The organism is Pseudomonas sp. R4-84 (genome assembly GCF_054130985.1).
Genome location: NZ_CP096390.1, coordinates 1237523 through 1261402, shown reverse-complemented (window position 1 = coordinate 1261402; position 23880 = coordinate 1237523). Strand labels below are relative to the sequence as shown.

The 23880-nt window shown below is 60.3% G+C and carries 23 protein-coding genes and 2 tRNA genes; 15 read left to right on the top strand and 10 right to left on the bottom strand.

Translation table 11 applies throughout. The features are described from left to right. Positions 1 to 22: 22 nt before the first annotated feature. Positions 23 to 229: a hypothetical protein gene (locus M1D68_RS05935; RefSeq protein WP_420764301.1), complete on the bottom strand. Its 207-nt coding sequence runs from the start codon at positions 227 to 229 to the stop codon at positions 23 to 25. A 102-nt stretch (positions 230 to 331) separates the two neighbouring features. After that, positions 332 to 898, bottom strand: a complete 567-nt coding sequence (gene dcd, locus M1D68_RS05930) for a dCTP deaminase (RefSeq protein ID WP_017126297.1) — start codon at positions 896 to 898, stop codon at positions 332 to 334. Positions 899 to 1251: 353 nt separating this feature from the next. On the opposite strand from dcd, the gene M1D68_RS05925 reads away from it, so the two are divergent. Continuing rightward, positions 1252 to 1461 carry a cold-shock protein gene (locus M1D68_RS05925; RefSeq protein ID WP_002554837.1) on the top strand — a complete coding sequence of 70 codons (210 nt, stop codon included), beginning with the start codon at positions 1252 to 1254 and terminating at the stop codon, positions 1459 to 1461. Between the two features lie 177 nt (positions 1462 to 1638). Here the strand turns inward: M1D68_RS05925 and M1D68_RS05920 are convergent, their stop codons facing one another. Next, entirely contained in the window at positions 1639 to 2646 is a 1008-nt protein-coding gene (locus tag M1D68_RS05920; RefSeq protein WP_420764300.1) for a DUF481 domain-containing protein, read from the bottom strand. Positions 2647 to 2801: 155 nt separating this feature from the next. Between M1D68_RS05920 and M1D68_RS05915 the strand changes: the two genes are divergently transcribed. The 4 genes from M1D68_RS05915 (at position 2802) to M1D68_RS05900 (ending at position 7608) form a co-directional block, all read left to right on the top strand. Then, entirely contained in the window at positions 2802 to 3155 is a 354-nt protein-coding gene (locus M1D68_RS05915) for an MGMT family protein (RefSeq protein WP_420764299.1), read from the top strand. A 44-nt stretch (positions 3156 to 3199) separates the two neighbouring features. Then, on the top strand, positions 3200 to 4777 hold the full coding sequence (locus M1D68_RS05910) for an AmpG family muropeptide MFS transporter (RefSeq protein ID WP_457969628.1): 1578 nt from the start codon (positions 3200 to 3202) through the stop codon (positions 4775 to 4777). Between the two features lie 144 nt (positions 4778 to 4921). Next, positions 4922 to 6637: a proline--tRNA ligase gene (locus tag M1D68_RS05905; RefSeq protein ID WP_420764297.1), complete on the top strand. Its 1716-nt coding sequence runs from the start codon at positions 4922 to 4924 to the stop codon at positions 6635 to 6637. 17 nt (positions 6638 to 6654) lie between these two features. Beyond that, entirely contained in the window at positions 6655 to 7608 is a 954-nt protein-coding gene (locus M1D68_RS05900) for a hypothetical protein (protein ID WP_457969626.1), read from the top strand. Between the two features lie 63 nt (positions 7609 to 7671). On the opposite strand, the gene dinB is transcribed toward M1D68_RS05900, so the two are convergent. Then, complete coding sequence (gene dinB / locus M1D68_RS05895) at positions 7672 to 8733, bottom strand: DNA polymerase IV (protein WP_420764295.1); 1062 nt, start codon at positions 8731 to 8733, stop codon at positions 7672 to 7674. 282 nt (positions 8734 to 9015) lie between these two features. Here dinB and M1D68_RS05890 point away from each other — a divergent pair. From M1D68_RS05890 to M1D68_RS05875, 4 genes are all read left to right on the top strand, one after another. Then, a tRNA-Met gene (locus M1D68_RS05890) sits at positions 9016 to 9092 on the top strand. A 220-nt stretch (positions 9093 to 9312) separates the two neighbouring features. Beyond that, positions 9313 to 9389: transfer RNA gene (locus M1D68_RS05885), tRNA-Met, on the top strand. Positions 9390 to 9613: 224 nt separating this feature from the next. Further along, entirely contained in the window at positions 9614 to 12181 is a 2568-nt protein-coding gene (gene mprF, locus M1D68_RS05880; RefSeq protein ID WP_457970689.1) for a bifunctional lysylphosphatidylglycerol flippase/synthetase MprF, read from the top strand. After that, on the top strand, positions 12181 to 13470 hold the full coding sequence (locus tag M1D68_RS05875) for a virulence factor family protein (RefSeq protein ID WP_457969624.1): 1290 nt from the start codon (positions 12181 to 12183) through the stop codon (positions 13468 to 13470). The genes mprF and M1D68_RS05875 overlap by 1 nt, the downstream gene beginning before the upstream one ends. A 55-nt stretch (positions 13471 to 13525) precedes the next feature. Here the strand turns inward: M1D68_RS05875 and M1D68_RS05870 are convergent, their stop codons facing one another. The 3 genes from M1D68_RS05870 to M1D68_RS05860 form a co-directional block, all read right to left on the bottom strand. Continuing rightward, on the bottom strand, positions 13526 to 13813 hold the full coding sequence (locus tag M1D68_RS05870; protein ID WP_434562600.1) for a type II toxin-antitoxin system RelE family toxin: 288 nt from the start codon (positions 13811 to 13813) through the stop codon (positions 13526 to 13528). 11 nt (positions 13814 to 13824) lie between these two features. Continuing rightward, on the bottom strand, positions 13825 to 14115 hold the full coding sequence (locus M1D68_RS05865; protein WP_457969622.1) for a type II toxin-antitoxin system Phd/YefM family antitoxin: 291 nt from the start codon (positions 14113 to 14115) through the stop codon (positions 13825 to 13827). 177 nt (positions 14116 to 14292) lie between these two features. Beyond that, the gene (locus M1D68_RS05860; protein WP_420764452.1) at positions 14293 to 16134 is read right to left on the bottom strand and encodes a potassium transporter Kup; all 1842 of its coding nucleotides are present in this window, start codon (positions 16132 to 16134) and stop codon (positions 14293 to 14295) included. A gap of 334 nt (positions 16135 to 16468) precedes the next feature. Here M1D68_RS05860 and rimO point away from each other — a divergent pair, with 334 nt between their 5' ends. The 5 genes from rimO (at position 16469) to tsaA (ending at position 20697) form a co-directional block, all read left to right on the top strand. Beyond that, entirely contained in the window at positions 16469 to 17809 is a 1341-nt protein-coding gene (gene rimO / locus M1D68_RS05855; RefSeq protein ID WP_420764293.1) for a 30S ribosomal protein S12 methylthiotransferase RimO, read from the top strand. Positions 17810 to 18060: 251 nt separating this feature from the next. Next, positions 18061 to 18534, top strand: coding sequence for a GNAT family N-acetyltransferase (locus tag M1D68_RS05850; protein ID WP_420764451.1), 474 nt, complete (start codon positions 18061 to 18063; stop codon positions 18532 to 18534). 81 nt (positions 18535 to 18615) lie between these two features. Further along, positions 18616 to 19326: an rRNA pseudouridine synthase gene (locus tag M1D68_RS05845; RefSeq protein ID WP_457969619.1), complete on the top strand. Its 711-nt coding sequence runs from the start codon at positions 18616 to 18618 to the stop codon at positions 19324 to 19326. A gap of 55 nt (positions 19327 to 19381) precedes the next feature. After that, positions 19382 to 19843, top strand: a complete 462-nt coding sequence (locus M1D68_RS05840) for a YehS family protein (RefSeq protein WP_420764291.1) — start codon at positions 19382 to 19384, stop codon at positions 19841 to 19843. 155 nt (positions 19844 to 19998) lie between these two features. Then, on the top strand, positions 19999 to 20697 hold the full coding sequence (tsaA, locus tag M1D68_RS05835) for a tRNA (N6-threonylcarbamoyladenosine(37)-N6)-methyltransferase TrmO (protein ID WP_420764290.1): 699 nt from the start codon (positions 19999 to 20001) through the stop codon (positions 20695 to 20697). A gap of 208 nt (positions 20698 to 20905) precedes the next feature. On the opposite strand, the gene fpr is transcribed toward tsaA, so the two are convergent. Next, complete coding sequence (gene fpr, locus M1D68_RS05830) at positions 20906 to 21685, bottom strand: ferredoxin-NADP reductase (protein WP_003198368.1); 780 nt, start codon at positions 21683 to 21685, stop codon at positions 20906 to 20908. Positions 21686 to 21807: 122 nt separating this feature from the next. Here fpr and M1D68_RS05825 point away from each other — a divergent pair, with 122 nt between their 5' ends. Beyond that, the gene (locus M1D68_RS05825; protein ID WP_039594356.1) at positions 21808 to 22734 is read left to right on the top strand and encodes a LysR family transcriptional regulator; all 927 of its coding nucleotides are present in this window, start codon (positions 21808 to 21810) and stop codon (positions 22732 to 22734) included. Between the two features lies 1 nt (position 22735). On the opposite strand, the gene M1D68_RS05820 is transcribed toward M1D68_RS05825, so the two are convergent. Together M1D68_RS05820 and erdR are read right to left on the bottom strand one after the other, a co-directional pair. Next, complete coding sequence (locus M1D68_RS05820) at positions 22736 to 23098, bottom strand: diacylglycerol kinase (RefSeq protein ID WP_420764289.1); 363 nt, start codon at positions 23096 to 23098, stop codon at positions 22736 to 22738. Positions 23099 to 23169: 71 nt separating this feature from the next. After that, a complete protein-coding gene (erdR, locus tag M1D68_RS05815) occupies positions 23170 to 23823 on the bottom strand; it encodes a response regulator transcription factor ErdR (protein WP_457969615.1) in 654 nt (217 codons plus the stop codon). Between the last annotated feature and the right edge of the window lie 57 nt (positions 23824 to 23880).

The window sequence follows — 23880 nt, the reverse complement described above, 5'->3', positions numbered from 1 at the left end:
TCAACTGACGGGCCATATGTGATCAGGCTACGGGCGCAGGAGGCGGCTCGTCGGGAAGTGTCGGTTCGCCGGGTTCGGTTGGCTGCTCGTTGGGGGTATCGGGATCTGGCTGGCCGGGGATGCCGCCTGCCGCTTCAGCAGGGTGGGCCAGCAGTGACCAAGCCAGGACGCCGATCTGATTGGGCTCAAGACTTGCCAGTTCGGCACTGATTCGCGGATCGATCTTCATAGAGCTACTCCTGAGCGAAGGCCCATTGGGCTGACGCAAAAAAACGGGCAGTACACTTCATAGAGTGCCTGCCCGCCCAGGAATTCCAACAGCTCGTCAGAATCAGGTACGCGGCAGTGTCACGCCGCGCTGGCCCTGGTATTTGCCACCCCGGTCCTTGTAGGACACTTCGCACTCCTCATCGGATTCGAGGAACAACATCTGCGCCACGCCTTCGTTGGCGTAGATTTTGGCCGGGAGGGTCGTGGTGTTGGAAAACTCCAGGGTCACATGGCCTTCCCATTCCGGTTCCAGCGGCGTGACGTTGACGATGATGCCGCAACGGGCATAGGTGCTTTTACCCAGGCAAATGGTCAGCACGTTGCGCGGAATACGGAAATATTCGACGGTGCGAGCCAGGGCGAAGGAGTTCGGCGGAATGATGCAGACATCGCTCTTGATGTCGACGAAGCTCTTCTCGTCGAAGTTCTTCGGGTCGACGGTGGCCGAGTTGATGTTGGTGAACACCTTGAATTCATCGGCGCAGCGCACATCGTAGCCGTAGCTGGAAACACCGAAGGAAATCAGCCGGTCGGCGCCTTCGCCACGCATCTGGCGCTCTACGAAGGGCTCGATCATGCCGTGCTCTTGCGCCATGCGGCGAATCCACTTGTCCGATTTGATGCTCATGGCGGGTTTCCTGAAATAGCGAGGTGGAAAAAACTGTCCGGCATCTTACCGGGGCGCGGGGCGGGTTCAAAGTGCGGGACGCAATTCTCGCCGATCCACCTTGATTTCCGGGCCCTGGCGGCAACCGTCAGCGCCGTCAGTCATTAAAACCGAGAAACCTTCGCAAAGACCATTGGCACGTTCCGGAAAAAGGGTTAAGGTGGCGTCACTGTGCTGCTTGTGTCACTGAGAATCTCTACACGATATGTTGAATTTCGATCCAACCATCTACAAGAATTTTTCCTGCTCTTTGCACTCAGTCTCGGCCAGGGTTCTTCCTGAGTCGCAGTTATCTTTGTTCAAGGAGTTACACCATGTCTAATCGCCAAACCGGTACCGTTAAGTGGTTCAACGATGAAAAAGGCTTCGGCTTCATCACTCCACAATCCGGTGACGATCTGTTCGTTCACTTCAAAGCTATCCAATCCGACGGCTTCAAAAGCCTGAAAGAAGGCCAACAGGTTTCTTTCATCGCTACCCGCGGTCAGAAAGGCATGCAAGCTGAAGAAGTTCAAGTTATCTAACTTGTACTTGCTTTAGTAAGAAGCCCCGCCCTTAAAAGCGGGGCTTTTTTGTGTCTGTTGATTTTTCAGGCACAAAAAAACTGTGGGAGCGAGCTTGCTCGCGATAGCGGTCTGTCTGACCCACCGCAATCGCGAGCAAGCTCGCTCCCACAGGAGGGTTCGTTGATTAGCCTGGGATTACCAGGTCACACCGAACCCAGCCGTGTAGCGCGTCTTACTGATGTCGCTGTCTTCCGTCCCTTCGATGACATCTTTCTCGGCCTTGAGATTGAGTGACGCCCAGTCGGTCACTTTATAGCGCAACCCCAACTCTGCGTCGTAGGCATAATCCGCCACGCCAGACAGCGGCTTGCCGACTTCGCCATTGGTGAAAAATTCAACCCGTTTGCCGATCAGGTAACGGTTGTAGTCCCATTTCATGGCGACGGAATAGAAGTTGTCCTTGCCGCCATCGCTGTACTCGTAATCGGTGCGGTTGAGCAGCGAACCCAGGGAGAACGCACCCAGTTCGTCGTCCCAGAACTGGTAGCCCGGACCGGTACCCACGACACGCTGGCGGGCCAGGTCCTCGACTTTGTCGCGCTTGTAGTTGAGCCGACCTTGCCAGAACCATTTATCGGTGATGAACCGGTCGAGGGAGTACTCCAGTCGCCAGTTATCAGCCGAGACTATGTCGTCCTGGAATTCGCGGTTGTATTCGCCTTCGGCGGTGTGCCGCCACCTGCCGTGGCGCGCCGAGGTCTTGAAGTCGATGTCGTAGTCGTCGGTGTCGTTTTCCGCCCGCTGGTAATCCAGTGCGGCGTCGATATTGCCCTTCCACACCAAATCCTCGACCACCGGCTTGGGCTTGAGAATCTGCTGGATGCTCGCCAGCTCGACGGTCTTGGGCACATCACCATTGGCCAAGGTCACCTTGCCATCCTCGGCCGCCTGCAACGCCTTGGCTTTCTCGCCGCTGTAAGCGTCCTGCTTGACCAACAACTGCTGGTCGCTTTCAAGGGTCTTGACCTGTTTCCAATCGATAGGGACCGCGCCGGCATAATCGGTCTGGATCAGCAACTTGCCGCCGTCGAAAACGGTGATCTTGCCGCTGAGCTTGTCGCCGTTCTTCAACCAGACGGTATCGGCAAGCAAAGGCATGGAGGCGCTCGTAACAGCTAGGCAAAGCAGGGTTCTGGACAACATAAGCGATAATGGGCTCAAGTTTGCGATGAAAAGGCGGCATTATCCCCCAGGATGACACCTCAGCAACGACTGACCCACGTATGGAAGATGAGTTCATTTATCAACCCGCCCTGTAGGAATTAATCTACAGACGGACACTTTCAGGAACCGCGCTTGTGACTGACGCCTCTTCGGCCACCGAAAACGCCGCCCAGATCCGCCGCACCACGCTTTACCTCACCCTGGCACAGGTGCCTGCCGGCAAAGTCGTAACCTACGGCCAACTCGCCGAAATGGCCGGGCTGGGCCGCGCCGCGCGCTGGGTAGGACGAACCCTCAGCCAATTGCCCGGCGACACGAAGCTGCCGTGGCATCGCGTGCTCGGTGCCGGCGGTCGGATCAGCCTGCCGGTGGGAAGCCCCTCAGGGGACGAACAACGCGCGCGCTTGCGCACGGAGGGGATCAGTGTCCTGAATAATCGTGTTGATATTCAGCGCCATGGCTGGCGCCCGGTAGAGCACAGCGGTTAGAGTGCGCGCTTTGTTTTCGCAATTTTTGAGGCAGACTCCAGCCCATGCCCCGTAAAACCTGGCGCGCCGCCCTCGCCGCCTATGCCAGTCCTTCGACGCTCGTGCTGTTGCTGCTTGGCTTCGCCGCCGGCTTGCCGTACATGCTGGTGTTTTCCACGCTCTCGGTCTGGTTGCGCGAAGCCGGCGTGGCTCGCGAGACCATCGGTTACGCCAGCCTGATCGGCCTCGCCTACGCCTTCAAATGGGTCTGGTCGCCATTGCTGGACCAATGGCGCCTGCCACTGCTGGGCAAGCTGGGACGCCGCCGATCCTGGCTGGTGCTATCCCAAGGGCTGGTCATCCTGGGCCTGGTGGGCATGGGTTTCTGCGATCCGCAAAAGCACCTGTCCTGGCTGATCGCAATCGCGGTGATAGTGGCCTTCGCCTCCGCGACCCAAGACATCGCCGTCGATGCCTATCGACTGGAAATCGTGGACGACACCCGCCAGGCCGCATTGGCCGCCAGCTACATGTCCGGCTACCGGGTCGCCGCCCTGCTGGCCACGGCCGGCGCGCTGTTTTTCGCCGAGGGCTTCGGCTCCACCGGGTTCAGCTACAAACATTCGGCCTGGGCGGGCACGTACCTGTTGTTCGGCGTGCTGATGGTGCCCGCCTTGCTGACCTCACTGTTCATGCGCGAGCCTCCGGTGCCACTGCGCACACAGTTGCAGGCCGGGCGCTATACCTTCGTCCATCAGCTCGCATCGGTGTTCGTCCTGATCGTGCTCCTGGTGTCGGTCCCGGCCATGTTCACCCAACTCTATAACACCGACTTCGCCAGCGTGCTGTTCGAGGGCGTCAGCCTGCTCGACCTGCTGCTCGAGGACCGGGCGTTCCTGCGCGCCATCCTCTATACCCTCCTGACTGTCATGTGCCTGTCGTCGATGGGCCGTCGCGGCCTGGCGCCGGTGCTCACCCCCGTCAACGACTTCATCCTGCGCTACCGCTGGCAGGCGCTGCTGCTGCTCGGCCTGATCGCCACATACCGGATGTCCGACACGGTCATGGGCGTCATGGCCAACGTGTTCTACATCGACCAAGGATTTACCAAGGACCAGATCGCCAGCGTCAGCAAGATATTCGGGCTGATCATGACGCTGGTGGGCGCCGGCATGGGCGGCCTGCTCATCGTGCGATTCGGCATCTTGCCGATCCTGTTCATTGGCGGCGTGTCCTCGGCGGCCACCAATATCCTGTTCTTGATGCTCACGGGGATGGGCGCCGACCTGGAGATGCTGATTGTCACCATCTCCCTGGACAATTTCAGCTCCGGCCTGGCGACCTCGGCATTCGTCGCGTACCTGTCCAGCCTGACCAACCTGAAATTCTCCGCAACCCAGTACGCCCTGCTCAGCTCGATCATGCTCTTGCTGCCGCGCCTGATCGGTGGGTATTCCGGGGTCATGGTGGAAAAGTTCGGCTATCACGATTTCTTCCTGATCACCGCCCTGCTCGGCGTTCCAACCTTGCTGCTGATCGCGCTCCACTGGTACCAGGAAAATCGCCGCCAGGACTCGACGCACGGAACGGAGTCAGAGCCGGAGTCGAAATCGACGCCGACCCGGCCCGCCCAAGAGTCGTAGGCCCAAGAATCGTAGGAAAGCTCAGCAGGCGCCGAAGAAAGCGGCGCCTGGATCCGGCAACAGGCCACGCGCCTGTACGCCAGGGCATCTCGCCCGTACAATGCTGCGTCACTTCTCGTCATCAGCAACCGACAACGGCCAACCATGCGCACCAGTCAATTTTTGCTCGCCACACAGAAAGAAACGCCTTCCGACGCCGTCGTGATCAGCCACCAGCTGATGCTGCGTGCCGGCATGATCCGCAAACTCGCCTCCGGCCTGTACACCTGGCTGCCGATGGGCCTGCGGGTCATGCGCAAGGTCGAAGCCATCGTCCGTGAAGAAATGGACGCCGCCGGCTCTCTGGAAGTGTTGATGCCGAGCACCCAACCGGCCGAGCTGTGGCAGGAGTCGGGACGCTGGGAGGAGTACGGCCCCGAGCTGCTGCGCATCAAGGACCGTCACGGTCGCGACTTCTGCGCAGGCCCGACCCACGAAGAAGTGATCACCGACCTGATGCGCAACGAGTTGAGCAGCTACAAGCAGCTGCCCATCAACCTGTATCAGATCCAGACCAAGTTCCGTGACGAGATCCGTCCGCGCTTCGGCCTGATGCGCGGTCGCGAGTTCATCATGAAGGACGCCTACTCGTTCCACGCCGACCTGGCGTCGCTGCAGGTTACTTACGACCGCATGCACCAGGCGTACTGCAACGTGTTCACCCGCCTGGGCCTGAAATACCGCCCGGTTGAAGCCGACAACGGCTCCATTGGCGGTGCCGGCTCCCATGAATTCCACGTACTGGCCGAGTCCGGCGAAGACGACATCGTCTTCAGCAACGGCTCCGACTACGCCGCGAACATCGAGAAAGCCGAAGCCGTGCCACGGGAAACGTCCCGCGCCGCGCCGACCGAAGAATTGCGCCTGGTGGATACACCCAACACCAAGACCATCGCCCAGTTGGTGGAAGGCTACAACCTGCCGATCGAACGCACCATCAAGACCCTGATCGTGCGCGCGGAAGAAGAAGGCAAGCTGATCGCCCTGATCGTCCGCGGCGATCACGAGCTCAATGAAATCAAGGCGGCCAACCAGCCTGGCGTCGCAAGCCCATTGGTCATGGCCACCGACGCCGAGCTGCGCGACGCCATCGGCGCCGGCGCCGGCTCCCTCGGCCCGCTGAACCTGCCGCTGCCGATCATCATTGATCGCTCGGTGGAGCTGATGAGCGATTTCGCCATCGGCGCCAACATCGACGACAAGCATTATTTCGGCGTGAACTGGGAGCGCGACCTGCCGGTTCCAGCCGTCGCGGACCTGCGCAACGTGGTGGCCGGCGATCCAAGCCCGGACGGCAAGGGCACTCTGGAAATCAAGCGCGGTATCGAAGTCGGACACATCTTCCAGCTGGGCGACAAGTACAGCAAGGCGATGAAATGCGAGGTGCTGGGCGACAACGGCAAGCCGGTCACCCTGCAGATGGGCTGCTACGGCATCGGTGTATCGCGCGTGGTGGCCGCTGCCATCGAGCAGAACAACGACGAGAACGGGATCATCTGGAGCGACACACTGGCGCCCTTCCAGGTCGCGCTGGTGCCGCTGCGCTATGAAACCGAACAGGTTCGCGAAGCGACCGACAAGCTCTACGCCGAATTGACGGCCGCTGGCTTCGAGGTGCTGCTGGACGACCGCGACAAGAAAACCAGCCCCGGTATCAAGTTCGCCGACATGGAACTGATCGGTATCCCGCACCGGATCGTAGTCAGTGATCGCGGCCTGGCCGAAGGCAACCTGGAATACAAGAGCCGCACCGAGGCCGAGCCGCAAGCGCTACCGGTCGCCGAAGTGCTGTCCTTCCTCCAGGCTCGTATCCGCCGCTGAGACCAGATAGAGACGTCATGTTCAAGCGAAACACCTTAGGCCTCGGGGGCGCCGCACTGTGCGGCGCCCTGCTGGTCAGCGGCTGCGCCAACCAGATGTCGCAACGCAACGAGCACGAAGAACGGATCGAGCGCAAGCTGCTCGACCATAGTCTGCAAATCGATGTGGGCGAGCCCAAGGTGCTCGACTTGCCGCAGCGTCGGGTTCGGATCAACGAGCAAAAGACTTTCGAGGTCACTGAATTCGAAGTCACCCGGCACTACGATCGCTACACGCCCTACCAGCCATGGCGCGAGGTCTATGAGATCCCGCTGGGCGCGGTGGCGGTGGTGGCCGGTGTCGGCGCGAACGTGGTCAATGTGTTCGCCCTGGGCACCTTGCCTGACACCGCGACCCGTGACTGGATCAGCTACGGTTTCGCCGGCCTGAACCCATTCATGAACGTACCGTCCAACGGTCGAGCGCAACAAAACCTGGCCGGTATCGACGAAATCCAGCGCGACAAGCGCACCGAGCACTCGAGCCTGCCCTGGAGCGAACGCCCGGTACAGGTGAAGGCCGCTCGCCAGACATTCGAGATGAGCACCGACCGCAACGGGGTGCTGCGCTTGAACCTGCTGGAAAGCCCGTTCGCCGAACATGACCTGAGCCAGTTCGGCAAATTGCAGATCAGCGTGACGGATGCCCAGGACGAGGTGCATACCGACTCGTCGCTGAGCATCAGCAGCACCCTGCGCAGCAAATTGGTCGAAGCCCACGCATTGATCTACGACGACCTGGAAGATGACGAAGTGAGCCAGTGGGTTCACCGGGTCAAACGCCTGTCGGAACTGGGCCTTGAAGAAGAAGCCAGTGAGCTGGAGCAAAGCCTGATCGAACTGACCCGCAACGATCCGGAACTGCAGACCGAGTTCCTGAAGGCGTTGACCAAGGATGGCGGACGGTTGGTGGCGGACCCAGGGGCGAATTGAACCTGGCTGAACGAGGGATGCTTCCCCTGTGGTGAGGGGATTATCCCTCACCACAACGAGCGCTTACCGATCAAACAGCTCCAACTGTTCATACCCTCCCCGCAAATCCTCCAACCGTACCCCGATCCCCAACAACCGCACCGGTTTGCCGCCACGGTTGAAGGCCTGGGTCAACAAAAGCTGGTAACTGCCCAGATCCCGCCCGGCCCCGGACTGCTCCAGGGTGGTCTGGGTGAAATCATGGAATTTGACTTTGACGAATGGCTTGCCCGGGCGGTAACTGCTGTCGATCCGCGCCATGCGCCCGCTGAGGGTTTCCATCAGCTCCGGCAACTTGTCCAGGCAGCTTTTCAAATCGGGCAGATCAACGTCGTAGGTGTTTTCCACGCTGATGGACTGACGACGGCTGTCGTTGTGCACCAGACGCTCATCGATCCCACGGGCAAGGCTCCAGAGGCGCTCGCCAAAACTGCCGAATTCACGCACCAGGGCGAGCTTGTCCCACTGACGCAACTGTGAACAATCGGTGATCCCGAGCCTGTTCAACTTGTCGGCGGTGACCTTGCCAACACCGTGGAGTTTATTCACCGGTAATGCCGAGACGAAATCTTCCACTTGGTCGGGGGTGATGACAAACAAGCCATTGGGCTTCTTCCAATCACTGGCGATCTTGGCGAGAAACTTGTTCGGCGCAACGCCAGCGGACACGGTGATGTGCAGCTGATTGGAGACACGCCGGCGAATGTCTTGGGCAATACGCGTGGCGCTGCCGCCAAAATGCGCGCTGGCGGAGACATCCAGGTAAGCCTCGTCGAGGGACAGCGGCTCGATCAGATCGGTGTAATCGCTGAAGATCGTGTGGATTTCCTTCGACGCCTCTCGGTAGGCGTCCATCCTCGGCTTAACGATGGTCAGGTCAGGGCAGAGCTTCAGCGCATGGCCGGAAGACATGGCAGAGCGCACGCCATAAGCTCGGGCTTCATAGTTGCAGGTCGCGATTACGCCGCGCCGGTCCGCCGAGCCGCCGACCGCCAATGGCTTGCCGGCCAGCTGCGGATCATCACGCATCTCGATAGCGGCATAGAAGCAGTCGCAGTCGACGTGGATGATTTTGCGTTGCGTCATGAGAGAAGCGGCACACGGATTGATTCGGGGCGCCAGTATCTCATTCGAACCTGTATATAGCACCAGTGCTTTGAAAGATCCTTCGTTGAACCTTGAAAATTCCTACATGGATGTATTTCCTCAATCACCCAGAGCCCGCCAATAGGGCGCCAGCCCTTGCCCGGCTTGCGTCACAGCGCGAAACCTGGCCCTGCCCCTGGGCTAACCGCTTGAAGCGGAACATGTTTTTCCTGAATAAGGGTTGACAGTCCATCGATCTTCTGTAGAATGCCGCCTCACAGACGCGGGATGGAGCAGCCTGGTAGCTCGTCGGGCTCATAACCCGAAGGTCGTCGGTTCAAATCCGGCTCCCGCAACCAAACATCAAGAAAGGCTACTCGAAAGAGTGGCCTTTTTTGTGCGCGCCTGATTTATGCGCCTGCGCCCCATGGCGCTTCTATCAACCTAAGCCCTTGCTGATGGTTGTAGGACAATTTTCTTTTGTTTTCGTGTATTTAGGTGAACTCGTCGTTTATTTCACCCAGCCCCTTATTAACGGTTGACACTCTGGCGTTCGCCTGTAGAATGCCGCCACACAGACGCGGGATGGAGCAGTCTGGTAGCTCGTCGGGCTCATAACCCGAAGGTCGTCGGTTCAAATCCGGCTCCCGCAACCAAACATCAAGAAAGGCTACTCGAAAGAGTGGCCTTTTTTGTGCGTGTCGAAAAAACTCCATGACAAATATTTTGTAATATTTTCCACCGCAGGGATTGGTAACTTGGCTGGATACCCCCATCCTGTCGCGCATAGCTCAAGAGGTGATTGATGCGCGCCCACTCGTCTGACCCACAAGACACTGTTTCTGCGACACAACCGATCAAGGCCGAGCGATTGCGCTGGATGGAGCGGATCAGCCAGTACCGGCAACCGATCGGCCTCGCTGTCACGCTGCTCCTGTTTGCAATTGCCTTGATCGCCTGCCGCCATCTGTTGAGCGAGCTCGACCTTTACGCCCTTCACGACTCGATCCTCGAGGTGCCGAGGCCGGCCCTGCTCGGCGCGATCGCCGCGACCGTGGCCGGTTTTGTCATTCTGCTGGGCTATGAGTGGTCCGCCACCCGCTACGCGGGGGTGAAGCTGCCGCCGCAAACCCTGGTGCTAGGGGGCTTCAGCGCTTTCGCCATTGGCAACGCCATCGGCCTGTCGCTGCTGTCGGGCGGCTCGGTTCGTTATCGCCTGTATGCTCGCCATGGCCTGGGGGCGACGGATGTCGCCCATATGACGTTGTTCGCCAGCCTGTCGCTGGGCTGCGCCCTGCCGCCCTTGGCCGCCCTGGCGACACTGAGCAATCTGCCTGCGGCATCCGCCGCCTTGCATCTTCCAGCCACGTTGCTGGGATCGATCGCCGTCGCGGTGCTGCTGCTGACTGGCGTGCTGGCGGTGGGTATCTATCGCCGTCGCCTGCCGGACCAACCCTACCGCGACAGCCTGCTGGTCAGGGCCGGTCGCCGGACCTTGCGGCTGCCCGGCCGACGCCTGACGCTCCTGCAATTGGTGATTACCGCGCTGGACGTCGCAGCTGCCGCGACGGTGCTCTATCTGTTGCTGCCCGAAGCGCCCCCGTTCGGTCCATTCCTGCTGGTGTACTCGCTCGCGCTGGCCGCCGGTGTACTCAGCCACGTGCCGGGCGGGGTCGGGGTGTTCGAGGCGATCCTGCTGGCCGCGTTTGCCGACAAGCTGGGTGCCGCGCCGCTGGCCGCCGCCTTGCTGCTGTATCGCTTGATCTACGTGCTGCTGCCGATGCTGGTAGCGTGCGTGCTGCTGTTGATCAATGAGGCGCAACGACTCTTCCAGACACGCCAGTCCTTGCGGGCGGCGTCAGGTTTCGCGGCACCGATCCTGGCCGTGCTGGTGTTTTTGTCGGGCGTGGTGCTGCTGTTTTCCGGGGTGACACCCGAAATCGATACCCGCCTGGAGCACATCGGCTTTCTGATTCCTCACCGACTGGTGGATGCCTCGCACTTTGGCGCCAGCCTGATTGGCGTGCTGTGCCTGTTGCTGGCCCAAGGCTTGCGCCGTCGCCTGTCCGCCGCCTGGATGCTCACCACCGTGTTATTGCTGGTAGGTGCCCTGCTCTCGCTGCTCAAGGGCTTTGATTGGGAAGAAGCCACGCTGCTGACCTTGACTGCTGCCCTGCTGTCGATCTTCCGGCGTTCGTTCTACAGGCCGAGTCGCCTGACCGAGTTGCCGTTTTCGCCGTTGTTCTTGATCGCTAGCCTGTGCGTCCTGGGGGCGTCGATCTGGCTGTTGCTGTTCGCCTATCAGGACGTGCCCTACAGCCATCAACTGTGGTGGCAATTCACCCTGGATGCCGACGCTCCCCGCGGCCTGCGCTCATTGCTCGGTGCCGCGGTGCTGCTGGTGGTGGTGTCGCTGACCTGGTTGCTGCGCACCGCGCGGCCGGTGATTCACTTGCCTACGGCACAAGAGCTGGAACGCGCCAAGACCATTCTCATGGCGTCGTCTCAACCCGACGGCGGCTTGGCCCTGACCGGCGACAAGGCGCTGCTGTTTCACCCCAACGACGAGGCATTTTTGATGTACGCCCGTCGCGGCCGCAGCCTTGTCGCGCTGTACGACCCGATCGGGCCGACCCAGCAACGGGCGGAAATGATCTGGCAGTTCCGTGACCTTTGCGACATCTATCACGCCCGGCCAGTGTTCTACCAGGTACGCGCCGAGAACCTGCCTTACTACATGGACATCGGCCTGACCGCGATCAAGCTGGGCGAAGAGGCGCGAGTCGACCTCAAACGTTTCGATCTCGAAGCCAAGGGCAAAGAGATGAAGGACCTGCGCTACACCTGGAATCGCGGCACCCGCGATGGCCTGTCGCTGGAAATCCACGAGCCGGGCCAGGCGCCCATGGACGCACTGAAAGTCATCTCCGACGCCTGGCTGACCGGCAAGAACGTCCGGGAAAAAGGCTTCTCCCTCGGACGATTCAGCGATGACTACCTCAAGCATTTCCGCATCGCGGTGATTCGTTTCGAAGGCCGGCCGGTGGCATTCGCCAACCTGCTGGAAACCCACAACCACGAATTGGCCAGCCTCGACCTGATGCGTGCCCACCCCGACGCGCCGAAGCTGACCATGGAATTCATGATGGTCGGCCTGATTCAACATTACAAAAACCATGGCTACGCTCGCTTCAGTCTCGGCATGGTCCCTTTGTCGGGCTTGCAGCCGCGGCGCGGCGCACCGCTGACCCAGCGCCTGGGGTCGATGGTGTTTCGCCGTGGCGAGCAGCTTTACAATTTCCAGGGGCTGCGCCGCTTCAAAGACAAATTCCAGCCTGACTGGGAACCTCGTTACATGGCCGTGCCCGCCGGACTCGATCCGCTGGTTGCACTGGCTGATACCGCCGCCCTGATTGCAGGCGGCCTGACTGGATTGGTGAAACGCTGATGATGCAACGCTCGTGGCGATACGTAGTGGCCGCCCTGCTGGTGCTGGCTGTGATTCTCGGTGGCGGCTACTGGTATTGGAACCGCCCTGCCCCGCAACCGACCCTGGAACAACTGGAACCCGCCGACGGCGTGCCAATGACGCGCGTCATCCCCGGCACCAAGCCCCGCGCCCAGGTACTGGTGGCCGTGAATGAGGACCAAAAGCTCAGCGACACCCAGTTGACGACCCTCAGCCGCAGCGGCTCGGCACAGATCGTCCAAGTGATCCTGCCCAAGGACTGCATGTTGCAAGGCCGTGCTCTACAGGCCGGCCTGAGACAACTCCACGGCCCGGCCACGCTGGTCAGCGGCATCGGCCCCGGCGCCGTGCTGGCCTGGCGCTGGTTGGCCGAGCAGAAGGACGACAATGCCCGGGCCGTCTCGGTGGACCTGGCCCTGGAAAAACCTGGCTGCACGCACCTGCTGCCCAAGAGCGCCGCACACGGTCACTGGCTGGTCGCCTGGAACGATAACCCCGACGACACCAGCGCCGGGTTCGTTCGTGATCAATACAATGCCGAAACCAGCATCAGCGACTACGACATCAACCTGCCGCAAGTGCTGAACAATGAGCTGCGCAAGATCCTGGTAGGTGCCGAAAAGGGCAAGGGCGGCCTGAGCATCCCGGTGGTGGAGGTGCCCGCCAGCCAGGCCCGGGATACCGTGACGCTGTTTCTCTCTGGCGACGGTGGCTGGCGTGACCTGGACCGCGACGTGGCCGATGAAATGGCCAAGGTCGGCTACCCGGTCGTCGGCATCGACACCCTGCGTTACTACTGGCAGCACAAGAGCCCCGAACAGAGCGCCGCCGACCTGACCGAGCTGATGCAGCACTACCGCCAGATCTGGGGCACCAAGCGCTTCATCCTGACCGGCTACTCCTTCGGCGCCGATGTGCTGCCGGCGATCTACAACCGTCTACCGGCGACAGAGCAACAGCGGGTCGATGCAATCATCCTGCTCGCCTTCGCTCGCACCGGCAGCTTCGAAATCGAAGTCGAGGGCTGGCTCGGCAACGCCGGCACCGAAGCCGCCACCGGCCCGGAGATGGCCAAGCTGCCCGCCGAAAAAGTGGTGTGCATCTACGGCGCCGAAGAGGCCAACGAAAGCGGCTGCACCGACAAGACTGCCGTGGGCGAAGTCATCAAGTTGCCGGGCGGCCACCACTTCGATGAAAACTACCCGGCCCTGGCCAAGCGCCTGATCGGCGAGATCGACAAGCGCCAAACCAAGCCTGCCGTGCAATAAGCGGGGGCAAGCCAGACAAAAGCCCCCACCGCCGCAAGGCACTTGGGGGCTTTTGTTAACGGCGACGTTCTGCCGCGTCGTATACTTCTTTATCTCGCCGCGCGCCAACGGCGACTATCAGCACCTGAATCGCTTTTCCGTCGACCCTGTAAACAATGCGGGTATCACCCGTTCGGATCCTTCGGCACCCGGCCAGGCTGGCTCTGAGCGGCTTGCCGATCTTGTCCGGCTCGCCATTGATGATCCGCTCTTCGATGACATCAAGGATACGGTTCGCAGCCGCAGCACCCAACTGATCCAGATCGTCTTGAACCTCCGGATGGTAAACAACGTTCCAAGCCATTCACCGCCCCTTCAGTCGTTTTTGGCATACCGCGCCCGCATATCCTTATGACTGACGGCCTTGGCCCGATCGAAATTGATCAAGCGCTCACGAGCCGTCGCCTCGACGCGAAGATTTTCCAGCTCATCGAGCATTTCCTGATAAGCGTCGACGTTGATGATCACCGCTGCGGGTTCATTGTCCTTGAAGATCACCAGCCTTTCGGTTGCACGACTCGATACTTCCTTGAGCTTCGCGCTGAACCCCCTGACCATTGCCGTAACGGATATCGCTTGATCCGCCCGCTCCAGTAGTGCTGCCATACCCCACCTCCTTCCACCTGATTCCGCATACTTTAAAACACATCTTTAACTGTAAAATATTACGTCATATTAGACGCAAATCAAGGTAAGGAAAGACCAACCGACCAAATGCCCAAGAGGCTCCCACAAAAAAGCCCCCACCGCCGCAAGGCAGTGGGGGCTTTTTGTTTCCCGGTGCTACATCTCCACCTGCGTCCCCAATTCAATCACCCGATTCAACGGCAGATTGAAAAAGCGCAGGTTGCCGTTGGCATTTTTCAACATGAAAGCAAACAACGACTCACGCCAACGCGCCATGCCCTCCAGCTTGGAGGCGATAACAGTCTCGCGACTGAGAAAGTAGGTGGTGCGCATCGGACTGAAATCCAGGTCGTCCAAATGACAGAGCTTGAGCGCCTCGGGCACGTCCGGCTCGTCGGTAAAACCGAAATGCAGGATCACCCGGAAGAAGCCCTCGCCATAGGCATCGACCTCGAAACGCCGTTGTGGCGGCACGCGGGGAATGTCTTCGTAGACCACTGTCAGCAACACCACCTGCTCATGCAGCACCTGGTTGTGCAGCAGATTGTGCAATAGCGCATGGGGCACCGCATCCGAGCGCGCCGTCAGGAACACCGCCGTGCCCTGGACCCGGTGCGGCGGCTGCACGCGGATGCTGCTGATGAAGACCGGCAGCGGCAACGCCCCTTCGTCCAGCCGCTCCACCAACAGCTGCTTGCCGCGTTTCCAGGTGGTCATCAATACGAACAAGGCAATGCCGGCTATGACCGGGAATGCGCCGCCCTGGATGATTTTCGGCACGTTGGCGGCGAAGTACAGCCCATCTACCAGCAAGAAACCGAACAGCACCGGCACCGCCAGCAGCGGCGGCCATTTCCATAGCAACAGGATCACGGCGGAGACCAGGATCGTGGTCATCAACATCGTACCGGTCACCGCCACGCCGTAGGCCGATGCCAGCGCTCCGGACGACTCGAAGCCCAGCACCAGCAAGACCACGCCGACCATCAAAGACCAGTTCACCGCGCCGATGTAGATCTGGCCCTGTTCGGCGCTGGAGGTGTGCTGGATGTACATGCGCGGGATGTAGCCGAGCTGGATTGCCTGGCGCGTCAGCGAGAACGCGCCGGAGATCACCGCTTGCGAGGCAATCACCGTCGCCAGCGTCGCCAGGCCCACCAAGGGCAGCAATGCCCAGCTCGGCGCCAGCAGATAGAACGGGTTGCGCGCCGCTTCAGGATCACCGAGCAGCAAGGCGCCCTGGCCGAAATAGTTGAGCATCAGGCCCGGCAGCACGAGGATGAACCAGGCACGGGCGATGGGTTTACGGCCGAAGTGGCCCATGTCGGCATACAGCGCTTCGGCCCCGGTCAGCGCCAGCACCACCGCGCCAAGGATCGCTACGCCCATGCCCGGGTGGACGACAAAGAAACGCACGGCCCAGGCCGGGTTCACTGCGTTCAATACTTCCGGGTGCTGGCTGATGCCATACACGCCCAAGGCGCCGAGGACGAGGAACCAGGTCACCATGATCGGTCCAAAGAGGATGCCAATGCGCGCGGTGCCGTGGCGCTGGATCAGGAACAACGCCACCAGCACCACCACCGATAACGGCACCACCCAGTGATCGATGCCTTCGAATGCGAGGCCCAGGCCTTCGACCGCCGACAATACCGAGATCGCCGGGGTGATCATGCTGTCGCCATAGAACAGCGCCGCACCGATCAAGCCGCAGATCACCAACAACGTACGCAGCCGCGCCCTGCCGGCCGCCGCGCGCCGCGCCAGGGCAGTCAAGGCCATGATTCCGCCTTCGCCCTGGTTGTCCGCGCGAAGGACGAACATCATGTACTTGATGGACACGACCCAAATCAGCGACCAGAAAATCAGCGACAGGATCCCCAGCACCCCGTCATGGTTGACGGGCACGCCATAACCACCGGAAAACACTTCTTTAAGGGTGTACAGCGGGCTCGTGCCAATGTCGCCATAAACCACCCCGACCGCCGCGACCAGCATGCTCAGCGGTTTGGCCGCCGAGTGCTCGGCGCCCGCCGCCTGACTACCTGCATGACCCATCCAACACTCCTGATTTCCAGACCTGCCTTCTTGAAAGAAGCCGTACGCTCTTGTGACGCAGCATGGGCGGTTTTACGCTTTGTTACAGACGTTCTGTTGACTGCAGCGTTCGCCAGAAGGCAAAGGCGCGAAGCATAGCGCAGCACTCGTCGTATTTCCCGGTATAAAGCTGGTCAAGTGCGGCGACCACGGATAGAATTGCGCACTTTTTGATCAGAGGCGCGTCAGGCGCCCTGTCTCCGCAAGAGACGATCCCCCTACACCGAGGTTAGACATGTCCACCACTACCGCGCCAGCCAATCCCAAGGTTGGCTTCGTATCCCTGGGTTGCCCGAAAGCGCTGGTCGACTCCGAGCGCATCCTGACCCAGCTGCGCATGGAAGGTTATGACGTTGTGTCCACCTACCAGGACGCCGACGTGGTGGTGGTCAACACCTGTGGCTTCATCGACTCGGCCAAGGCCGAATCCCTTGAAGTGATCGGCGAAGCCATCAAGGAAAACGGCAAGGTCATCGTGACCGGCTGCATGGGCGTGGAAGAAGGCAACATCCGCGACGTGCACCCGAGCGTGCTGTCCGTGACCGGGCCGCAGCAGTACGAACAAGTGGTCAACGCCGTGCATGAAGTCGTGCCGCCGCGCCAGGACCACAATCCGCTGATCGACCTGGTGCCGCCACAAGGCATCAAGCTGACCCCGCGTCACTACGCCTACCTGAAGATTTCCGAAGGCTGCAACCACAGCTGCAGCTTCTGCATCATCCCCTCGATGCGCGGCAAACTGGTGAGCCGTCCGGTGGGTGACGTGCTCGACGAAGCCCAGCGCCTGGTCAAGGCCGGCGTCAAGGAATTGCTGGTGATTTCCCAGGACACCAGCGCCTACGGCGTCGACGTCAAGTACCGCACCGGCTTCTGGAACGGCGCGCCGGTGAAAACCCGCATGACCGAACTGTGCGAAGCCCTCAGCACCCTCGGTGTCTGGGTCCGCCTGCATTACGTCTACCCGTACCCGCACGTTGACGAGCTGATCCCGCTGATGGCCGCCGGCAAGATCCTGCCGTACCTGGACATCCCGTTCCAGCACGCCAGCCCGAAAGTCCTCAAGGCCATGAAACGCCCGGCTTTCGAAGACAAGACCCTGGCGCGCATCAAGAACTGGCGTGAAATCTGCCCCGAGCTGATCATCCGCTCGACCTTCATCGTCGGCTTCCCGGGCGAAACCGAAGAAGACTTCCAGTACCTGCTGGACTGGCTGACCGAAGCCCAGCTCGACCGCGTCGGCTGCTTCCAGTACTCGCCCGTCGAAGGCGCACCGGCCAACGACCTGAACCTGGACGTGGTGCCGGATGACGTCAAGCAGGACCGTTGGGAGCGCTTCATGGCGCACCAGCAGGCCATCAGCTCGGCGCGCCTGCAAATGCGCATCGGCCGTGAGATCGAAGTGCTGGTGGACGAAGTCGACGAACAAGGTGCCGTCGGCCGCTGCTTCTTCGATGCTCCGGAAATCGACGGCAACGTGTTCATCGACAACGGCAGCAATCTCAAGCCGGGCGACAAGGTCTGGTGCAAGGTCACCGACGCCGACGAGTATGACTTGTGGGCTGAGCAGATCGGTTGATCCAGGCCTGGACTCAAGCCGAATAGGCTTTTGTGGCGAGGGAGCTTGCTCCCGCTGGGCTACGAAGTAGCCCTATCCTTGCGATTGCTACGCAATCGAGCGGGAGCTAGCTCCCTCGCCACAGGTTGTTTGCCAGCCACTCGCCGCCTCTAAAAAAAACTTTCTGAAGCCCTGCTCTGTAACAAGAAGCAGGGCTTTTTTACGGCTATCGTATGCAGACAAGAAAACTCCACCACAAGGAACAGGCGGACATGCGCCAGCATTCGGTCATCCACACACCGAAACCGAGCGATTATCAGGAACTGACCCGGGTCTGGGAGGCATCGGTACGGGCCACCCATGATTTCCTGCCCGACAGTTATATCGAACTGCTCAGAAACCTGGTGCTCACCCGTTACCTGGACGCGGTGATGCTCATCTGCACCCGTGATTCACGCCAGCGCATCACAGGGTTCGCCGGGGTCGCGGCTGGCAAGATCGAAATGCTCTTCATCGACCCCGAGCATCGCGGCCAAGGCCTGGGCAAACAATTGCTGCGCTATGCCATTGAACACCTGAACGCCGATGAACTGGACGTCAACGAACAGAACCCGCAAGCCCTTGGCTTTTATCTCAAGCAAGGGTTCGAAGTTATCGGTCGCTCGGCAAAGGATGGCATGGACCAGCCCTACCCGCTGCTGCATATGCGTTACAAGCAGCCCGATCTGAAAGCGGGGCGCGGCTAAAAACGGCATGAGGCAAATGGACCCGCGATTAACCGGCGCCAGACAGGTACAATGCCCACCCCTTTTTGTTACGGCCCCGTCATGACTGACCCGATTCGTCTCTCCAAGCGTCTCATCGAACTCGTCGGCTGTTCCCGTCGGGAGGCTGAGCTGTTCATCGAGGGCGGCTGGGTCACCGTGGACGGCGAAGTCATCGATGAACCGCAGTTCAAGGTCACCACCCAAAAGGTCGAACTCGACCCCCAAGCCAAGGCCACCGCGCCAGAGCCTGTGACCCTCCTGCTGAACGTCCCGGCTGGCATGGATGTCGACGCGGCAATGGCAACCCTGGGGCCACAGACCTTGAGCGAAGAACATCGCTTCGGCAAGCGCCCGCTCAAGGGCCACTTCCTGCGCCTGACCGCCAGCGCCGATTTGCAGGCTGGCGCCAGCGGCCTTTTGGTATTCACCCAGGACTGGAAAATCCTGCGCAAGCTCACCGCCGACGCGGCCAAGATCGAGCAGGAGTATGTGGTGGAAGTCGAGGGCGAGATGGTCGCCCACGGTCTCAATCGCTTGAACCACGGCCTGACCTACAAAGGCAAGGAATTGCCGGCGGTCAAGGCCAGCTGGCAGAACGAGAACCGCCTGCGCTTCGCCATGAAGAACCCGCAACCGGGCGTTATCGCGCTGTTTTGCCAGGCCGTCGGGGTCAAGGTCGTTGCCATCCGCCGCATCCGCATAGGCGGCGTGTCGATCGGCAAGGTGCCGTTGGGCCAATGGCGCTACCTGTCCGCCAAAGAGAAATTCTAATTTTCCGGCGCCGCACCGAACCGGGGCGCCCACTGCCTTCATCAGGATTGCACACATGATTCACAACGACGTACTGCGCAGCGTGCGCTACATGCTCGACATCAGCGACAAAAAAGTCGTCGAGATCATCAAGCTGGGCGGCTTGGAAATCTCCCTGGAAGATTTGGCCGGCTACCTCAAGAAAGATGAAGAAGAAGGCTTTGTGTTCTGCCCCGACCTGGTCATGGCGCATTTCCTCGACGGGCTGGTGATCTTCAAGCGCGGCAAGGACGAAAGCCGTCCGCCGCAGCCGATCGAAGTGCCGGTCACCAACAACATCATCCTGAAGAAGCTGCGGGTGGCCTTCGAGCTGAAGGAAGACGACATGCACGCCATCCTCAAGGCCGCCGACTTCCCGGTGTCCAAGCCGGAACTGAGCGCATTGTTCCGCAAGTTCGGCCATACCAACTACCGGCCGTGTGGCGACCAGTTGCTGCGCAACTTCCTCAAGGGCCTGACGCTGCGCGTTCGCGGCTAATGCCGAAGGGCTGCCATTTCTTGAAGCGCTGCTGATGGTGGCAGAGCTTTTGTGGCGAGGGAGCTTGCCCCCTCGCCACAAAAGCCCCCGCCATAAACGGCAAGACCAGCCGCCCGCGCTATGATGCCCTTTCAACCCTGCCTTGATCCCAGCCCATGACCTACAACGTCTCCCCCATCGGCTTCGTACGCTCCTGCTTCAAGGAGAAGTTCGCCATTCCGCGCCAACCACAACTGGCCCCGGCCGCGCGCGGTGTGTTGGAGCTGGTGGCGCCGTTCGACCAGGGCGAGGCCGTGCAGGGTCTGGAGCAGGTCAGCCATGTCTGGTTGCTGTTCCTGTTCCATCAAGCCCTGGAAGACAAGCCACGATTGAAAGTACGGCCGCCGCGCCTGGGTGGCAATAAATCCATGGGCGTCTTCGCCACCCGAGCCACCCATCGCCCCAACGGCATCGGCCAGTCGGTGGTGAAGCTGGAACGGGTGGAGGCCGCTCGACTGTGGATCTCGGGCATCGACCTGTTGGACGGCACACCCGTGCTCGATATCAAGCCCTACGTCCCCTATGCGGACATCATCGACTCGGCCTCCAACAGGATCGCCAGCGCCGCGCCTGAGTTGATTCCAGTGCAATGGGCGGACTCTGCCCTGCTTCAGGCACGCGACCACGCAAGGCGCCTCGAAGAGCCCTTGGTGGAGCTGATCGAACAATGCCTGGCCCAAGACCCACGCCCGGCGTATCAGGTTCCTACAGCTGAACGGGAATACGGTGCGCGGTTCTGGGATCTGGACGTGCGCTGGCATTACCCGGAGCCGGGGGTGATTCGGGTGTTGGAAGTCGTTCCTACGGCTGGATAAAACCCGGAAACGAAAAAGCCCGCGCGACCTTCATCAGGCGGCGCGGGCTTTTTATGGTCTGTCAGTTGGACCAAGTCGCTGCCATCGCGAGCAAGCTCGCTCCCACAACTGATTTGCAGCGACCACCAAAGTTTGTGGTCATACATATCCAGTGTGGGAGCGAGCCTGCTCGCGATGGCGGTCGGTCAGCCACCGCAAATGCCGAAGCTTACTTCTCTACAAACGCGCGCTCGATCAGGTAATCACCCGGCTCGCGCATACGCGGCGAAACGGTCAGGCCGAAGCTGTTGAGCACTTCGCTGGTTTCGTCGAGCATGCTTGGGCTGCCGCACAGCATCGCGCGGTCGTCTTGCGGGTTGATCGGCGGCAGGCCGATGTCGCGGAACAACTTGCCGCTGCGCATCAGGTCGGTCAGGCGACCTTCGTTCTCGAACGGCTCGCGGGTCACGGTGGGGTAGTAGATCAGCTTTTCGCGTAGCGCTTCACCGAAGAACTCGTTCTGTGGCAGGTGCTCGGTGATGAATTCGCGATAGGCGACTTCATTGACGTAACGCACGCCGTGGCACAGGATCACTTTTTCGAAACGCTCGTAGGTTTCCGGATCCTGGATGACGCTCATGAAAGGCGCCAGGCCAGTACCAGTGCTGAGCAGGTACAAATGCTTGCCAGGCTTGAGGTCGTCCAGCACCAGCGTGCCGGTGGGCTTCTTGCTGATGATGATCTCGTCGCCTTCCTTCAAGTGCTGCAACTGGGAAGTCAGCGGACCATCAGGGACCTTGATGCTGAAGAATTCCAGATGCTCTTCCCAGTTCGGGCTGGCAATCGAGTAAGCGCGCATAAGCGGGCGGCCGTTGGGCTGCTGCAGGCCGATCATCACGAACTGACCGTTCTCGAAGCGCAGGCCCGGATCGCGGGTGCACTTGAAGCTGAACAGAGTGTCGTTCCAGTGATGAACACTGAGGACACGCTCGTGGTTCATGTTGCTCATGTACGGGGGACTCCTGGAAATGATGCCTGCGCCGGTAATCTGCGCAATTGCATCGCATTCTAATGGCGGCGACAATATCTGTTAAATGGATTATTAAGATAAGGGTTATCGGTTATATCGATATGCGATTTACTCTACGGCAACTTCAAGTCTTCGTCGCTGTCGCCCAGCAGGAAAGCGTGTCCCGTGCCGCGGGCTTGCTCAATCTGTCGCAGTCGGCCGCCAGCACTTCCATCACTGAATTGGAGCGTCAATCCAGCTGCCAACTGTTCGACCGCGCCGGCAAGCGCCTGAGCCTCAACGCCTTGGGTAAGCAATTGCTGCCCCAGGCCGTGGCATTGCTGGACCAGGCCAAAGAGATCGAAGACCTACTCAACGGCAAGTCCGGCTTCGGTTCGCTGGCGGTCGGGGCCACGCTGACCATCGGCAATTACCTGGCGACGCTGCTGATCGGCGGATTCATGCAGCGCCATCCGGAAAGCCAGGTGAAGCTGCATGTGCAAAACACTGCCAATATCGTGCACCAGGTCGCCCATTACGAAATTGATCTGGGTCTAATCGAAGGCGATTGCAGCCATCCGGACATTGAGGTGCAGAGCTGGGTCGAGGATGAATTGGTGGTGTTCTGCGCGCCCCAGCATCCACTGGCCAAGCGTGGTCAGGCGACCATGGAGGAATTGACCCATGAAGCGTGGATTTTGCGGGAGCAGGGTTCAGGTACGCGGCTGACCTTCGATCAGGCCATGCGCCACCACCGCAGCGCGCTCAACATCCGCCTGGAATTGGAACACACCGAAGCGATCAAGCGAGCAGTGGAATCGGGCCTGGGCATTGGCTGCATTTCGCGCCTGGCGTTGCGTGATGCTTTCCGTCGCGGCAGCCTCGTGGCCGTGGAAACCCCGGACATGGACCTGGCGCGGCAGTTTTATTTCATCTGGCACAAACAGAAATACCAGACCTCGGCCATGCGTGAATTCCTCGACCTCTGCCGGGCCTTCACCGCTGGGGTCCAGCGCAGCGACGAGATCGTCCTGCCTGCCATCGCTTGAATCAGAGCAGCACCAGGCCCCAGACCAGGGCAATCATCGTCAGGGCGACAAGTTGGGCCGCGCTGCCCATGTCCTTGGCATTTTTCGACAAGGGGTGCAGCTCAAGGGAAATACGGTCGATCGCCGCCTCTACCGCCGAGTTGAGCAACTCCACGATCAAGGCCAGCAGGCACACCGCTATCAACAGCGCCTGCTCCACGCGGCTCACGTTCAGGAAAAACGACAACGGAATCAGGATGACGTTAAGCAGGACCAGTTGACGGAACGCCGCTTCGCCGACGAAAGCTGCACGCAGCCCGTCCAGGGAATAGCCGGAGGCATTGAGGATGCGTTTCAGGCCGGTTTGGCCTTTGAAAGGAGACATAGAGTGGGCAACTGATCGATAGGAGTGGAGAAGCTACTGTAATTGCAGTCAAAAAAGCGTGAATTCAGGCGCTACGACTGCGGCGAAATTGACTCAAGTTGTTGCAACAACAAGGCAGCCTGGGTCCGGGTGCGCACATTCAATTTACGAAAGATCGCCATAACATGAGCCTTGATGGTGGCCTCTGACACATTCAGTTCGTAAGCGATCTGCTTGTTCAACAGACCTTCACAAACCATGGTCAGCACTCTGAACTGCTGGGGCGTCAGGCTCGCGAGCCCTTCGCTGGCCGCCTTGGCCTCGTCGGACACGCTCACCGCCTCGAACGCCTGCGGCGGCCAGGATACATCACCGCTGAGGACGGCCTTTACCGCCCGTTGAATCATTTCGAGGGAGCTGGATTTGGGGATGAACCCGCTGGCACCAAATTCGCGGGCCTTCACCATCACCGAAGCTTCTTCCTGGGCTGAGACCATCACCACGGGAATCTGCGGATACTGCCCACGCAACAGGACCAGCCCTGAAAAACCATACGCGCCGGGCATGTTCAGATCCAGCAGCACCAGGTCCCAATCAGCCTTTTCCGCCAATCGGGCTTCCAGCTCCGCGATGCTGGCCACCTCCGTCAACCGGACATCCGAACCAAGGCCCAGGGTCACCGCCTGATGCAACGCGCTGCGAAAGAGCGGGTGGTCATCGGCAATCAGGATTTCGTATGTGGCCATTTTTCAAATGATCCTGTTTTTTTAAGGCAGGCCCGATGCATTCGCGCCTCGCCATGC

Bases quoted from the DNA above. Each gene is read 5' to 3' on its own strand.
- M1D68_RS05935 (WP_420764301.1), bottom strand. From the start codon at position 229: ATGAAGATCGATCCGCGAATCAGTGCCGAACTGGCAAGTCTTGAGCCC.
- dcd (WP_017126297.1), bottom strand. From the start codon at position 898: ATGAGCATCAAATCGGACAAGTGGATTCGCCGCATGGCGCAAGAGCAC.
- M1D68_RS05925 (WP_002554837.1), top strand. From the start codon at position 1,252: ATGTCTAATCGCCAAACCGGTACCGTTAAGTGGTTCAACGATGAAAAA.
- M1D68_RS05920 (WP_420764300.1), bottom strand. From the start codon at position 2,646: ATGTTGTCCAGAACCCTGCTTTGCCTAGCTGTTACGAGCGCCTCCATG.
- M1D68_RS05910 (WP_457969628.1), top strand. From the start codon at position 3,200: ATGCCCCGTAAAACCTGGCGCGCCGCCCTCGCCGCCTATGCCAGTCCT.
- M1D68_RS05905 (WP_420764297.1), top strand. From the start codon at position 4,922: ATGCGCACCAGTCAATTTTTGCTCGCCACACAGAAAGAAACGCCTTCC.
- M1D68_RS05900 (WP_457969626.1), top strand. From the start codon at position 6,655: ATGTTCAAGCGAAACACCTTAGGCCTCGGGGGCGCCGCACTGTGCGGC.
- dinB (WP_420764295.1), bottom strand. From the start codon at position 8,733: ATGACGCAACGCAAAATCATCCACGTCGACTGCGACTGCTTCTATGCC.
- mprF (WP_457970689.1), top strand. From the start codon at position 9,614: ATGGAGCGGATCAGCCAGTACCGGCAACCGATCGGCCTCGCTGTCACG.
- M1D68_RS05875 (WP_457969624.1), top strand. From the start codon at position 12,181: ATGATGCAACGCTCGTGGCGATACGTAGTGGCCGCCCTGCTGGTGCTG.
- M1D68_RS05870 (WP_434562600.1), bottom strand. From the start codon at position 13,813: ATGGCTTGGAACGTTGTTTACCATCCGGAGGTTCAAGACGATCTGGAT.
- M1D68_RS05865 (WP_457969622.1), bottom strand. From the start codon at position 14,115: ATGGCAGCACTACTGGAGCGGGCGGATCAAGCGATATCCGTTACGGCA.
- M1D68_RS05860 (WP_420764452.1), bottom strand. From the start codon at position 16,134: ATGCTGGTCGCGGCGGTCGGGGTGGTTTATGGCGACATTGGCACGAGC.
- rimO (WP_420764293.1), top strand. From the start codon at position 16,469: ATGTCCACCACTACCGCGCCAGCCAATCCCAAGGTTGGCTTCGTATCC.
- M1D68_RS05850 (WP_420764451.1), top strand. From the start codon at position 18,061: ATGCGCCAGCATTCGGTCATCCACACACCGAAACCGAGCGATTATCAG.
- M1D68_RS05845 (WP_457969619.1), top strand. From the start codon at position 18,616: ATGACTGACCCGATTCGTCTCTCCAAGCGTCTCATCGAACTCGTCGGC.
- M1D68_RS05840 (WP_420764291.1), top strand. From the start codon at position 19,382: ATGATTCACAACGACGTACTGCGCAGCGTGCGCTACATGCTCGACATC.
- tsaA (WP_420764290.1), top strand. From the start codon at position 19,999: ATGACCTACAACGTCTCCCCCATCGGCTTCGTACGCTCCTGCTTCAAG.
- fpr (WP_003198368.1), bottom strand. From the start codon at position 21,685: ATGAGCAACATGAACCACGAGCGTGTCCTCAGTGTTCATCACTGGAAC.
- M1D68_RS05825 (WP_039594356.1), top strand. From the start codon at position 21,808: ATGCGATTTACTCTACGGCAACTTCAAGTCTTCGTCGCTGTCGCCCAG.
- M1D68_RS05820 (WP_420764289.1), bottom strand. From the start codon at position 23,098: ATGTCTCCTTTCAAAGGCCAAACCGGCCTGAAACGCATCCTCAATGCC.
- erdR (WP_457969615.1), bottom strand. From the start codon at position 23,823: ATGGCCACATACGAAATCCTGATTGCCGATGACCACCCGCTCTTTCGC.